Below are 12,306 nucleotides of genomic sequence, written 5' to 3'. Positions count from 1 at the left end.
GAGTGCTCGCTAATTTATTCACTTTTTTCAAAATAAAAAAATTCCAGATGGAAATGATACTCATTTCCATCTGGAATTTTTATTTAAGAGGTAGTTATGTCACAACCCCTTATTTTTAATGTTCTTTTACATATTGTTTAAAGAGACTAAACGCCGTCAATACTGCAATCAAAATAATTAACCAGTTTAAAATATTAAGTGGTAATTGCTTAACAATTTTAACCGCCACAAAAACCCCAATCACACCACCGACAATAATACCGACAAAGCCCCGCCATTGGACGCGATCCATTTTAATGAATTCACGACCTGAAATTGACATAATCATGGCTGCATCTAGCATCATCACCGGAAAGGCGATGGTTGGATTAACCCCAATTAACGTAAAGAAAATTAACTCTGGGGCGTAATTGCCTAATCCAATCGTCATTAAATTGCCAATCATGAAATTAAATAAAATCCCTAACGGTAGTAGCCATCCGTGTAAGCCATGGGCCGTATCAGCACTAAGCACCGTTGGGATAAAAAACATGCGATAGACAATAATTGCCGCCGCAATTACTAACGCACTCCCAAGAGCTAAGCGTACAATTTGCACATTCCATTTTCTAGTTACATGTGGCCCAACATAGGCCCCTAAAATAGCAGCAAGTGTCATGGGAATTAATGTTGTGATTTCAATTTTAACTGCCGTAATAAACAACAAGGCCTCAAACATCACCGGAATTGCATGTACAGCATTTAAGGTTCCCGGTAATTTCGCATCATCTTCTGTAAAATGTGCGATTTTAAATAATCCGGTTGTCGTTGCAAACGAACCAATCCCTAACGTATCCCCTAGATCAGTTATGAAACCAATTAAGGCCCCTAAACCAAATGATTGAAAGAGATTAATTTTGCGTGTATACGCAGTTTTAATAATAAGTGCAATAAATAAGAGCATGGTTACAATAATAACTAACTGAATTAAATGTAAGATGATTTTTTGATCCATATGAAGCATCCGTTCTAAAAATATTATATGTGTCCTTAACAAGGTCCGCTTAAAAATATGTACAAAAAAATCTCACATGAATGCGGCCCGACATTGCTGCCATTCAAGCTAGACTTAGATAGCGAACTATCCATCATCATGACGCTTTATACCATCATTCATGGAGATTGATTTGATCTACAAGTAGAATTTAATTGGAGTCAATGAGATTAGTCAACGAGTTCCAAGACAACCATTTGCGCGGCGTCACCACGACGTTGAACTGTCTTAAGAATTCGAGTGTAACCACCATTACGTTCAGCGTAATGTGGTGCCAATTCATCAAATAACTTTTGCAAAGCAGTTTGAACTTTGATGTTATCGCCGTCTTCCTTCACATCAGCAACAACGTTACGAACGAACGCAGCAGCCTTACGACGAGAAGCCAAATCACCATGCTTACCAAGTGTGATCATCTTGTCAGCAGTCTTACGAACTTCCTTAGCGCGAGCTTCAGTAGTTACGATACGACCATTAACAAGCAAGTTAGTAGTCAAATCACGTAAAAGTGCTTTACGTTGTGAGCTAGTACGACCTAATTTACGGTAACTCATGAATGGATACCCTCCTTTTACTTAAAATTCTTAGTCTTCCTTACGGAAACCTAAACTTAATTCTTGAAGCTTGTGTTGAATTTCTTCTAATGATTTACGACCAAGATTGCGCACCTTCATCATGTCAGCATCTGACTTGTCGGTTAACTCTTGAACAGTGTTAATTCCGGCACGTTTCAAACAATTGTAAGAACGAACTGAAAGGTCCAATTCTTCAATAGTCATTTCTAACATTTTTTCTTTGTGCGTTTCTTCCTTTTCAACCATGATTTCGGCGTTCATAGCAGTGTCTGTCATTTCAACAAACATTGCTAAGTGTTCAGTCAAGATCTTGGCTGCAAGGCTAATCGCTTCACTAGGAGTGATTGAACCATCAGTAGTAACATCCATTGTCAACTTGTCGTAATCGTCACGTTGACCAACACGGGTGTTTTCTACTTGATAATTCACTCGTTCGATTGGGGTATAAATTGAATCAATTGCTAACACACCGATTGGTAAATCGTCGCGAAGTGCTTTACTGTCATCAGCTGACAAGTAACCACGGCCACGGTTAGCAGTTAGAGTCATATGCAATGTTGCACCATCGGCAACAGTTGCAATTGCTAATTCTGGATTCAAAATAGAAACATCAGCGTCGCCAAGGATATCACCGGCAGTAACTACCGCTGGACCTTGAACATTCACTTCTAATGTTTTATCTTCATCGCTATCGATGCGCAATGAAACCTTTTTCAAATTAAGAATGATTTGCGTAACGTCTTCTACAACACCATCAACAGTAGTAAATTCGTGCAAAACACCATCAATTTGGACTGAGCTAATTGCAGCACCTGGAAGTGATGATAACAAAATGCGTCGAAGTGAGTTCCCTAATGTTGTACCGTAACCGCGTTCGAGCGGTTCGACAACGAACTTACCATAGTTGCTATCTTCTTCAATCTTGTAAATGTTAGGCTTTTCAAATTCGATCATGCTTATTGTAACCCCTTTCAAAACGCGTACGTTGTATAATTGATTCGATTCCTAAAGAGAATTGAGCTAATTCCCAAAATATGAATTTCCTCGACTAGACACGACGACGCTTTGGTGGACGAGATCCATTGTGAGGAACTGGTGTAACATCTTTAATTGCTGTTACTTCTAAACCGGCAGCTGCTAAAGCACGAATAGCTGCTTCACGACCTGAACCAGGTCCTTTAACAGTTACTTCAACAGTCTTCATTCCGTTTTCCATTGAACCTTTTGCAGCAGCTTCCGCAGCCATTTGAGCTGCGAAGGGAGTTGACTTACGGCTACCCTTGAAACCAAGTGAACCGGCTGATGACCAGGCAACAGCGTTACCTTGTACATCAGTAATCATAACAATCGTGTTGTTAAAAGTAGCGTGAATGTGAGCCACACCGGCTTCAATATGCTTCTTTACACGACGCTTGCGGTTTGTACGACCTGCCATGAGATATAATCCTCCTTTTCTTTAAAAATTAATTACTTCTTCTTACCAGCAATTGCCTTAGCTGGACCCTTACGAGTACGAGCATTGTTCTTAGTGTGTTGTCCACGCACTGGAAGACCCTTCCGGTGACGGATACCACGGTAAGAAGCGATTTCTTGCAATTGTTTGATGTTCAATGATACTTCACGACGAAGGTCACCTTCGACTTTGATGCCGTCAACAACGGCACGGATAGCATCTTCTTGATCAGCTGTTAAATCGCGTACACGAACGTCTTCAGAAACCTTAGCATCAACTAAGATTTGTTTAGCAGTTGTGTTACCGATTCCGTAAATGTAAGTCAAGCCAATGACAATACGCTTGTCACGTGGCAAGTCAATACCTGCAATACGAGCCATGAAATTTACCTCCATATATTTTTTGAGAGCTTTATTATACACCTGAAAGTGTATTAAGGTAATTACTTACCTTGACGTTGTTTGTGCTTAGGGTTTGCTGAGCAAATAACCATAACACGGCCGTTACGCTTGATCACTTTACAGTGTTCGCACATAGGCTTAACTGATGGACGTACCTTCATAATCTATTCCTCCTATTCGGTTAACTGATTATTTAAAGCGATAAGTAATACGACCTTTAGTAAGATCGTATGGTGACATTTCAACAGTCACCTTGTCTCCAGGTAAGATACGGATGAAGTTCTTCCGAATTTTACCAGAAACGTGAGCCAAAATAACATGTCCGTTTTCGAGTTCTACTTTGAACATTGCGTTAGGCAAAGTTTCTTTAACAATACCTTCGATTTCAATAACATCACTAGCCACGCTAAATTCCTCCTTGTTGTTTTATCTTAATTATTATGAGTTTTAAAACCTAAATCATAGATTACTTAATTACCTTAAGCTGAACCCGTTACTTTAACTAATGAAAACTCACAATTAAAATAAGTCAGTCGCAAATTTGGCGAGCATTACAGTGATTTTAAAATTTCTTGTGTGTCAGCAAAGACAACATCGATGTCACGGGCGCCATCAATAGTGTGAAGCAAGCCCTTACCATTGTAAAAATCAATCAATGGCGTGTTCATCTTGATGTTAACTTCAAGACGATTTTTAATCGTTGCTGGAGTATCGTCAGCGCGACCACGTGCAAGCAAGCGGTCGGCTAACAATTCAGGTTCAACATCAAAGTTGATCACTGCTGTTAAAGGTTTGTTAAGTTCCGCTAAGATTTCGTCCAAAGCATTTGCTTGAACTAAAGTCCGTGGGAAACCATCAAGCATGAAACCATCCTTAGTGTCTGGTTGTGCTAAACGATCCTTAACAATCCCAACTGTAACTTCGTCGGGAACCAATTCACCTTTATCGATGAATTTTTTGGCTTCCAATCCCATTGCAGTTTCATTAGCCATTGCCTCACGGAAAATATCACCAGTTGAAATGTGCGGAATCGCAAATTCCTTGATAATCTTTTCTGCTTGGGTACCTTTACCTGCACCAGGCAAGCCCATAAGTACTAAATTCAATGCCATGATTTATTCTCCTTCTCTGATGAAACCAACATATTGACGCTTCATCATCAAGCCATCAAGTTGGCGAATCAATTCAATAGCAACACCAACTACGATTAGTAAGCTGGTACCACCAAGACCAATTGACTGGTTTAAGCCCCACACGTTAGTTGCAATCAATGGCAACAACGCAATGAAACCTAAGAATAGTGAGCCTACAACTGATAAACGCATTAACAACCCTGAAACCCATTTCTGAGTTTCCTTACCCGGCCAGATTCCCACAATGTAAGAACCTTGCTTTTGTAAGTTTTCTGACAACTTTTCAGGGTTAACTTGTACGAACGCGTAGAAGAATGTGAATAACACAATCAATACGGTGTACAAAATTGATCCTGCAGTAGTTTGCATACTAAAGATGTTTTGTAACACTTTAAACCAAGTTGTATCACTATAGTTACCTTGGAAGAATAACAAGAATGTCTGTGGTGTCGCCACAAATGAAGAAGCGAAGATGACGGGGATAACCCCTGAAACGTTAACCTTAAATGGTAAGTAAGACGAATCTCCTGACCCAGTTGAACGTCGAGTGTATTGCATTGGAATCTTGCGAATTGCTTGTTGCACAAAGGTAACAAACACAACAACTGCAATAATTGCAATTGTTAACGCAATGATAAACAACCACCCTTGCCATTGTGAGCCCGCAGGAGCTTGCACAACTTCTTCTTTATAAATCTGATAAACACCAGCAGGCATCCGTGCAATAATCCCAGCAAAAATCAACATTGAAACGCCATTCCCAAGTCCTCGCTCAGTGATCATTTCACCAAGCCAGGTAGCAAACATCGTTCCAGCGGTAAGAATCAGACCAATCATAACATATGTTTGGACATTCGGTGTTTTAACAAGTCCCATTGAACTCAATGAGTTGAAACCTGCTGTAACTCCGATTGACTGAACAAACGCTAACACGATGGTTAACCATCGTGTCGCTTGATTAAGTTTACGTCGACCAACTTCACCTTGCTTTGACCATTCCACAAATCGTGGCACAATGTCCATCTGGAGTAATTGAACCACGATCTGTGCAGTAACGTAAGGTGAAACCCCCATTGCGAACAATGAGTAATTAGTCAACCCACCACCACTGAAAATATTCAAGATGCCAACCAAGCCCGAATTCGCAATATTTTGAATTGCATGGGCATTGATACCAGGAACGGTGATATAAGCACCAATCCGGTAGATAATCAAAATACCAAGTGTGAAGAGCATCTTGTTCCGGATGTCTTTGACTTTGATGGCATTCTTGATTGTTGTTAGCATTAGAGTACCTCTACAGATCCACCAGCAGCTTCAATAGCTACGACAGCTGAGTTTGAGAACTTGTTAGCTTTAACAGTCAACTTCTTAGCCAATTCGCCATTTCCAAGCACTTTGATACCAGATTTTTCGTTTTTAACGATTCCGGCTTCAACCAACAATGCTGGTGTAACAACAGCACCATCTTCGAACTTGTTCAAAGTGTCAAGGTTAACGATTGCGTATTCTTTGCGGTTAATGTTAGTGAAACCACGCTTAGGAATACGACGGAAAAGAGGCATTTGACCCCCTTCAAAACCAACACGAACCTTGCCACGAGCCTTTTGACCCTTTTGACCACGTCCAGCGGTTTTACCGTTACCAGAAGAAGTACCACGACCCACACGGTTACGTGTTTGACGTGAACCTTCTGCAGCTTTTAATTCGTTCAACTTCATTAGGTAGGCACCTCCTTATTTTTATTAGTTTTTTTTAATTACTTAGCTTCTTCAACAGAAACCAAGTGAGCAATCAAGAATACAGCTCCACGAGTAGCTTCGTTGTCAGGCTTAATAACTGATGAGTTAACCTTGTTTAAACCAAGGGCCTTAACGATCGCACGTTGCTTAGGAAGACGGTGAGCAGCACTCTTAACAAGTGTAATTTTTACATTAGCCATGTGTAAATCCTCCTATTAATCAGCAAGGTGTTCCAATGAAACACCACGTAAAGCAGAAACTTCTTCAGCCTTCTTAAGTGACTTCAAGGCTTCAAACGTTGCGCGAACAACGTTAACTGGAGTACTTGAACCAAGAGACTTAGAAGTAACGTCGGTAACACCTGCAAGTTCCATAACGGCACGAACGGCACCACCGGCAGCAACCCCAGAACCTTCAACGGCTGGTTTGATCATGATGCGACCACCACCCCAGATTCCGAGAGTTTCGTGAGGAATAGTTGTAGCAACAGTTGGAACTGCAATCAAGTTACGCTTAGCGTCTTCAATTGCTTTACGGATTGCTTCAGGAACTTCCTGAGCTTTACCAGTACCAAAACCAACGTGACCATTCTTATCACCTACAACCACGAGGGCTGCAAAGCGAAGACGACGTCCACCTTTAACAACTTTGGTAACACGGTTGATAGCAACCACGTTTTCTTCTAATTCACCAAGAGTTTTTGGATCAATATATGCCATGTTTTTTATTCCTCCTTTCCTTAGAACTTAAGGCCGTTTTCACGAGCTGCTTCAGCAAGAGCTTGTACACGGCCGTGGTATAAGTAACCACCACGATCAAAGACAACGTCTTCGATACCAGCCGCAACAGCGCGCTTAGCAACTTGAGCACCAACAAACGCAGCCTTTTCAGACTTAGTTGTGCCAGTAACGTCCTTGTCAAGTGTTGAGGCACTTGCTAACGTCACACCCGCTACGTCATCAATTACTTGAGCGTAGATGTTTTGGTTTGAACGGAAAATGTTCAAGCGTGGGCGTTCAGCAGTACCAGAGATTTTTGCGCGAACGCGGCCGTGGCGACGTTGGCGAGTTTTGTTCTTATCTGGTTTTGAAATCATTTGAGTAACCTCTATTTTCTAATCTAGAAAGATATACTAGTTAAGTAATTAATTACTTACCAGTCTTACCTTCCTTACGACGAACTTGTTCATCAATGTAACGAATACCTTTACCCTTGTAAGGTTCAGGTGCACGAACTGAACGGATTTCTGCGGCTAAGTCACCAACAGATTGTTTTGAAACACCAGAAATGATCACAGTAGTTGTGTCAGGTGATTCGATTTTCAACTCAGCGGGAGTTTCGAATTCAACAGGGTGTGAATAACCCACGTTCAATACGAGTTTAGTACCTTGCATTTGGGCACGGTAACCAACCCCAACAAGCTTCAAAGTCTTTGAGAAACCTTCGCTTACACCTTCAACCATGTTAGCAAAGTTGGCACGAGTAGTACCGTGCATTGCCTTCATACGGTTATCGTCTGATGGACGAGTGAAAGTTGCTTCGTTTCCTTCGATGTTCAAAGCAATGTCTGAACTAAGTGTACGAGTTAATTCCCCTTTAGGACCTTTAACAGTCACAGTGAAACCATCTTGCTTAACTTCAACGCCTGCTGGAATTTCAACAGTCTTATTACCAATACGACTCACGAGTAGGTACCTCCTTTTTTTAAATTTTTTATATTACCAAACGTAAGCGATAACTTCGCCACCAATTTTCTTGGCGCGAGCTTCTTTATCTGTTACCACACCTTCAGAAGTTGAAATGATGGCAATACCTAAACCATTCAACACCTTTGGCACAGCATCGGCCTTAACGTATGAACGCAAACCTGGTTTTGAAATACGCTTCAAACCAGTGATAACGCGTTGCTTGTCAGTACCGTATTTAAGGAATACACGGATGATGCCTTGTTTGTCATCTTCAATGTATTCAACATCGCGAATGAAACCTTCATTTTTCAAGATTTCCGCAATGTCCTTTTTGATCTTTGAGGCAGGAGCTTCGACAACTTCATGTTTTACCATGTTCGCGTTACGAATACGTGTCAAAAAGTCTGCAATAGGGTCAGTCATAGACATTGATGTTTACCCTCCTTCATCATTAATATTTTTAAAGTTTTTGTGTTAATAAACTGTGCTTACCAAGAAGCTTTTTGCATACCAGGAATTTGACCTTTGTGAGCTAAATCACGTAGGCAAATCCGGCATAAACGAAACTTACGGTAAACACTGTGTGGACGTCCGCAACGTTCACAACGAGTGTATTCTTGAACCGCGAACTTAGCTGGGCGCTTGTTCTTGGCTACCATTGATTTCTTTGCCATTTATATTATCTCCTAAATTACTTAGCGAAAGGCATACCCAATTGACCTAACAATTCACGTGATTCTTCATCAGTGTTTGCAGTAGTAACAATAACGATATCTAAACCACGAACGCGGTTAACGTTATCAAAGTCAATTTCAGGGAAGATTAATTGTTCACGAATCCCAAGAGTGTAGTTACCACGACCGTCAAACGCTTTGTTTGAAACACCGTGGAAGTCACGAACACGTGGAAGTGAAACAGATACCAACTTGTCTAAGAAGTCGTACATGCGTTCTCCACGCAATGTAACCTTAGCACCGATAGCCATTCCTTCACGAAGACGGAAGCCGGCGATTGACTTCTTGGCGCGAGTTACGAGTGGTTTTTGACCTGAGATCAATGCCAATTCAGCAACTGCTTCATCCAAGTTCTTTGAGTTTGATACAGCATCACCAACACCCATGTTAAGCACGATCTTGTCGAGCTTAGGGGCTTGCATTGATGAAGTGTAGTTAAATTTTTCAATTAATGAAGGTTGAACTTCATTAACATATTTTTCTTTTAAACGATTAGCCATGAAAATGATTTCCTCCTTTCAAGTCAAAATTATTAGTCAAGGTTCTTGCCTGACTTTTTAGCATAACGCACTTTTTTGCCATCTTCAACCTTGAAGCCAACACGAGTTGGTTCGTTAGTAGAAGGGTCGAGCAACATTACGTTTGAAACGTGAATAGGTGCTTCGACATCAATGATTCCACCTTGTGGGAAAGCATTGCTTGGCTTTTGGTGCTTTTTAACGATGTTGATACCTTCAACAACAACACGGCTTGAAGCAGCGATAGTCTTTAAGATCACGCCGTCCTTACCTTTGTCCTTGCCTGCGATAATACGAACTTTATCACCAGTCTTAACAAACATTTGTAGCGCACCTCCTTTTTTTAGAATGATGGTTTTTTATTATAATACTTCTGGTGCGAGAGAAACGATACGCATGTAATCATTTTCACGCAATTCACGGGCAACAGGTCCAAAGATACGAGTACCTACTGGGCTCTTGTCATCCTTAACAATAACAGCGGCGTTTTCATCAAATTTGATGTATGAACCGTCTGCACGGTGTACACCTGAAACTGTACGAACGATAACGGCTTTAACAACGTCACCCTTCTTTACAGTACCACCAGGGATAGCTTGTTTAACGGTAGCAACGATCATGTCACCAATGTTGGCGAACTTACGACCTGAACCACCAAGCACCTTGATAGTCAAAATTTCACGTGCACCTGAGTTATCAGCAACTCGTAAACGACTTTCTTGTTGGATCACAGTTAGTGTCCTCCTTCCATCCAAAAATTAAGAATACGAAATATATTATTTAAAATATATTAGATAATCACAGCTTCTTCAACGATTTCAACTAAGCGGAAGCGTTTAGTTGCAGACAATGGACGAGTTTCCATGATCTTAACAACATCACCTGTCTTAGCTTGGTTGTTTTCATCGTGAGCTTTGTACTTTTTAGTGTACTTAACGCGCTTACCGTAGATTGGGTGGTTTTTGTAAGTTTCAATGGCAACAGTAATTGTCTTATCCATCTTATCTGAAACAACTCGACCTTGGTAAACTTTACGGGCGTTACGTTCTTCACTCATGCTAATGGCCTTCCTTTCGTATTCTACTTGTTCAATTCTTGTTGACGAAGGACCGTCTTGATACGCGCAATGTTCTTACGAACTTGTGCCAAACGGGCAGTGTTTTCAAGTTGGCCTGTTGCTAATTGGAAACGCAAGTTGAAAAGTTCTTCTTTGTAGCCCTTTTCTTTTGCAACCAATTCAGCAGCGGTTAAATCTTTAATTTCACTTGCTTTCATTCTTATTCACCCTCCACTTCGCGGGTTAAGACTTTAGTCTTAACTGGCAACTTGTGTGAAGCGAGACGTAAGGCTTCGCGTGCGATTTCTTCTGAAACCCCACCAATTTCGAACATAACCTTACCACGCTTAACAGGGGCAACCCATCCTTCAGGGGCACCTTTACCGTTACCCATACGGACACCAACACCCTTAGATGTATATGATTTGTGAGGGAAGATCTTGATCCAAACCTTACCACCACGCTTCATGTAACGAGTCATAGCAATACGAGCTGCTTCAATCTGACGGTTAGTGATCCAGCTTGAAGTAGTCGCTTGTAAACCGAATTCACCGAAAGTAACAGTCTTGCCACCTTTGGCTTCACCACGCATCTTACCGCGGTGTTCACGACGGTGTTTTACACGTTTTGGTACAAGCATCTTATTTCCCTCCTTTGTTCTTAGTTGGGAGAACTTCACCACGGTAGATCCAAGTCTTAATACCTAACTTACCGTAAGTGGTCATTGCTTCGTCCCATGAGTAATCAATGTCAGCACGCAATGTGTGCAAAGGAACAGTTCCTTCAGTGTAGTGTTCGATACGGGCAATATCTGCACCGTTCAAACGACCAGCGACTTGCGTCTTGATACCCTTGGCACCGGCGCGCATTGCACGTTGGATTGCTCCACGCATTGCACGACGGAAGGCAACACGGCGTTCCAAGTCGTTTGCGATTTGTTGACCAACAAGGTGGGCATCCAAATCAGGCTTTTTAATTTCAACAATGTTGATGTGTACTCGCTTACCAGTCAATTTGTTTAATGATTGACGGAGAGTTTCAACTTCTGAACCACCTTTACCAATAACCATTCCTGGCTTGGCAGTGTGGATTGAAACGTTCACGCGCTTTGCAGCACGTTCGATTTCAATACGTGAGACAGAAGCATCAGCGAGCTTTTGTTCGATAAATTTACGAATCCGTAAGTCTTCGTGCAAGTAGTTTGCAAAATCTTGGTTGTTTGCGTACCACTTAGCATCCCAGTCACGGATAATACCAACACGGAAACCGGTTGGGTTAATCTTTTGACCCATTTGCTAATACCTCTCTACTTTTTTTCTGAAACCACAATAGTGATGTGGCTTGTACGTTTGTTAATTGGTGATGCAGAACCCTTCGCACGTGGACGGAACCGTTTCATAGTTGGTCCTTCGTTTGCGAATGCTTCTGACACTACTAAATCTTCTTGATCTAATGAGAAGTTGTTTTCAGCGTTTGCTACTGCAGACTTCAACACCTTGTATACATCTTCAGATGCACCACGTGGTGAGAATTGCAAGATTGCAAATGCTTCGGCAACACTCTTGCCGCGAACAAGGTCGAGCACTAGGCGGACCTTACGAGCTGCGACACGTACAGTTTTGGCAGTAGCCGTTGCTGATGTGATTTGTTCAGCCATGTTGTTTGTCCTCCTTTAATTACTTACGACCAGTTTTTTTGTCGTCACTGGCGTGACCTTTAAATGTCCGAGTTGGTACAAATTCACCTAATTTATGACCAACCATGTCATCTTGAATGAACACGGGAACGTGCTTACGACCATCGTAAACGGCGATTGTGTATCCAATGAAACTTGGGAAAATTGTTGAACGACGTGACCAAGTTTTGATAACTGATTTCTTTTCAGAATCAGCTTGCGCTTCGATCTTCTTCAACAAGTGAGCATCGGCGAATGGGCCTTTTTTAAGACTACGAGCCATCGTATGTCCTCCTC

General features: G+C 41.5%; 25 protein-coding genes. All 25 read right to left on the bottom strand.

Annotation, left to right across the window (positions count from 1 at the left end; all coding sequences use genetic code 11):
- Nucleotides 1–115: 115 nt before the first annotated feature.
- Nucleotides 116–994, bottom strand: a complete 879-nt coding sequence (locus LQZ76_RS07645; RefSeq protein ID WP_230099133.1) for a sodium:solute symporter — start codon at nt 992–994, stop codon at nt 116–118.
- 209 nt (nt 995–1,203) lie between these two features.
- Nucleotides 1,204–1,587, bottom strand: a complete 384-nt coding sequence (gene rplQ / locus LQZ76_RS07640) for a 50S ribosomal protein L17 (protein WP_168722236.1) — start codon at nt 1,585–1,587, stop codon at nt 1,204–1,206.
- A 30-nt stretch (nt 1,588–1,617) separates the two neighbouring features.
- Nucleotides 1,618–2,562 (bottom strand): DNA-directed RNA polymerase subunit alpha, encoded by a 945-nt coding sequence (locus tag LQZ76_RS07635; RefSeq protein WP_168722237.1) that lies wholly within the window; start codon nt 2,560–2,562, stop codon nt 1,618–1,620.
- A gap of 94 nt (nt 2,563–2,656) precedes the next feature.
- Nucleotides 2,657–3,043 carry a 30S ribosomal protein S11 gene (gene rpsK / locus LQZ76_RS07630; protein ID WP_230096640.1) on the bottom strand — a complete coding sequence of 129 codons (387 nt, stop codon included), beginning with the start codon at nt 3,041–3,043 and terminating at the stop codon, nt 2,657–2,659.
- 32 nt (nt 3,044–3,075) lie between these two features.
- A complete protein-coding gene (gene rpsM, locus LQZ76_RS07625; RefSeq protein WP_168722239.1) occupies nt 3,076–3,441 on the bottom strand; it encodes a 30S ribosomal protein S13 in 366 nt (121 codons plus the stop codon).
- 62 nt (nt 3,442–3,503) lie between these two features.
- Nucleotides 3,504–3,623, bottom strand: coding sequence for a 50S ribosomal protein L36 (gene rpmJ, locus LQZ76_RS07620; protein WP_010621648.1), 120 nt, complete (start codon nt 3,621–3,623; stop codon nt 3,504–3,506).
- A 28-nt stretch (nt 3,624–3,651) separates the two neighbouring features.
- The gene (gene infA / locus LQZ76_RS07615; RefSeq protein WP_230096641.1) at nt 3,652–3,867 is read right to left on the bottom strand and encodes a translation initiation factor IF-1; all 216 of its coding nucleotides are present in this window, start codon (nt 3,865–3,867) and stop codon (nt 3,652–3,654) included.
- 146 nt (nt 3,868–4,013) lie between these two features.
- Complete coding sequence (locus LQZ76_RS07610; protein WP_230099132.1) at nt 4,014–4,574, bottom strand: adenylate kinase; 561 nt, start codon at nt 4,572–4,574, stop codon at nt 4,014–4,016.
- A 3-nt stretch (nt 4,575–4,577) separates the two neighbouring features.
- Nucleotides 4,578–5,882, bottom strand: coding sequence for a preprotein translocase subunit SecY (gene secY, locus LQZ76_RS07605; RefSeq protein WP_230099131.1), 1,305 nt, complete (start codon nt 5,880–5,882; stop codon nt 4,578–4,580).
- Nucleotides 5,882–6,316 (bottom strand): 50S ribosomal protein L15, encoded by a 435-nt coding sequence (gene rplO / locus LQZ76_RS07600; RefSeq protein ID WP_168722243.1) that lies wholly within the window; start codon nt 6,314–6,316, stop codon nt 5,882–5,884. The genes secY and rplO overlap by 1 nt, the downstream gene beginning before the upstream one ends.
- Nucleotides 6,317–6,354: 38 nt before the next feature.
- Nucleotides 6,355–6,537, bottom strand: a complete 183-nt coding sequence (gene rpmD, locus LQZ76_RS07595) for a 50S ribosomal protein L30 (RefSeq protein WP_168722244.1) — start codon at nt 6,535–6,537, stop codon at nt 6,355–6,357.
- 15 nt (nt 6,538–6,552) lie between these two features.
- On the bottom strand, nt 6,553–7,056 hold the full coding sequence (rpsE, locus tag LQZ76_RS07590; RefSeq protein WP_230099130.1) for a 30S ribosomal protein S5: 504 nt from the start codon (nt 7,054–7,056) through the stop codon (nt 6,553–6,555).
- 20 nt (nt 7,057–7,076) lie between these two features.
- A complete protein-coding gene (gene rplR / locus LQZ76_RS07585; protein ID WP_230099129.1) occupies nt 7,077–7,433 on the bottom strand; it encodes a 50S ribosomal protein L18 in 357 nt (118 codons plus the stop codon).
- Between the two features lie 52 nt (nt 7,434–7,485).
- A complete protein-coding gene (rplF, locus tag LQZ76_RS07580; protein WP_230099128.1) occupies nt 7,486–8,022 on the bottom strand; it encodes a 50S ribosomal protein L6 in 537 nt (178 codons plus the stop codon).
- Between the two features lie 33 nt (nt 8,023–8,055).
- The gene (gene rpsH / locus LQZ76_RS07575) at nt 8,056–8,454 is read right to left on the bottom strand and encodes a 30S ribosomal protein S8 (RefSeq protein ID WP_168722248.1); all 399 of its coding nucleotides are present in this window, start codon (nt 8,452–8,454) and stop codon (nt 8,056–8,058) included.
- 59 nt (nt 8,455–8,513) lie between these two features.
- Nucleotides 8,514–8,699 carry a type Z 30S ribosomal protein S14 gene (locus LQZ76_RS07570; protein WP_133363096.1) on the bottom strand — a complete coding sequence of 62 codons (186 nt, stop codon included), beginning with the start codon at nt 8,697–8,699 and terminating at the stop codon, nt 8,514–8,516.
- A 17-nt stretch (nt 8,700–8,716) separates the two neighbouring features.
- Nucleotides 8,717–9,259 (bottom strand): 50S ribosomal protein L5, encoded by a 543-nt coding sequence (rplE, locus tag LQZ76_RS07565; RefSeq protein ID WP_230099127.1) that lies wholly within the window; start codon nt 9,257–9,259, stop codon nt 8,717–8,719.
- 32 nt (nt 9,260–9,291) lie between these two features.
- A complete protein-coding gene (rplX, locus tag LQZ76_RS07560; protein WP_168722250.1) occupies nt 9,292–9,600 on the bottom strand; it encodes a 50S ribosomal protein L24 in 309 nt (102 codons plus the stop codon).
- Nucleotides 9,601–9,639: 39 nt separating this feature from the next.
- Nucleotides 9,640–10,008 (bottom strand): 50S ribosomal protein L14, encoded by a 369-nt coding sequence (rplN, locus tag LQZ76_RS07555; RefSeq protein ID WP_168722251.1) that lies wholly within the window; start codon nt 10,006–10,008, stop codon nt 9,640–9,642.
- Nucleotides 10,009–10,067: 59 nt separating this feature from the next.
- Complete coding sequence (gene rpsQ / locus LQZ76_RS07550; RefSeq protein ID WP_230096647.1) at nt 10,068–10,334, bottom strand: 30S ribosomal protein S17; 267 nt, start codon at nt 10,332–10,334, stop codon at nt 10,068–10,070.
- Nucleotides 10,335–10,357: 23 nt separating this feature from the next.
- Nucleotides 10,358–10,552 carry a 50S ribosomal protein L29 gene (rpmC, locus tag LQZ76_RS07545; protein ID WP_168722253.1) on the bottom strand — a complete coding sequence of 65 codons (195 nt, stop codon included), beginning with the start codon at nt 10,550–10,552 and terminating at the stop codon, nt 10,358–10,360.
- A 2-nt stretch (nt 10,553–10,554) separates the two neighbouring features.
- Nucleotides 10,555–10,974 carry a 50S ribosomal protein L16 gene (gene rplP / locus LQZ76_RS07540; RefSeq protein ID WP_230099126.1) on the bottom strand — a complete coding sequence of 140 codons (420 nt, stop codon included), beginning with the start codon at nt 10,972–10,974 and terminating at the stop codon, nt 10,555–10,557.
- Between the two features lies 1 nt (nt 10,975).
- Entirely contained in the window at nt 10,976–11,626 is a 651-nt protein-coding gene (gene rpsC, locus LQZ76_RS07535; RefSeq protein ID WP_230096648.1) for a 30S ribosomal protein S3, read from the bottom strand.
- A 14-nt stretch (nt 11,627–11,640) separates the two neighbouring features.
- The gene (gene rplV / locus LQZ76_RS07530; RefSeq protein ID WP_168722256.1) at nt 11,641–11,991 is read right to left on the bottom strand and encodes a 50S ribosomal protein L22; all 351 of its coding nucleotides are present in this window, start codon (nt 11,989–11,991) and stop codon (nt 11,641–11,643) included.
- A gap of 19 nt (nt 11,992–12,010) precedes the next feature.
- Nucleotides 12,011–12,292 carry a 30S ribosomal protein S19 gene (rpsS, locus tag LQZ76_RS07525; RefSeq protein WP_168722257.1) on the bottom strand — a complete coding sequence of 94 codons (282 nt, stop codon included), beginning with the start codon at nt 12,290–12,292 and terminating at the stop codon, nt 12,011–12,013.
- Nucleotides 12,293–12,306: the final 14 nt, after the last annotated feature.

This window comes from Periweissella ghanensis, assembly GCF_918814755.1.
In the GTDB taxonomy this organism is placed as follows: domain Bacteria; phylum Bacillota; class Bacilli; order Lactobacillales; family Lactobacillaceae; genus Periweissella; species Periweissella ghanensis.
The sequence above is the reverse complement of the archived record's forward strand: the minus strand, read 5'-3'. Positions and strand labels throughout refer to the sequence as shown.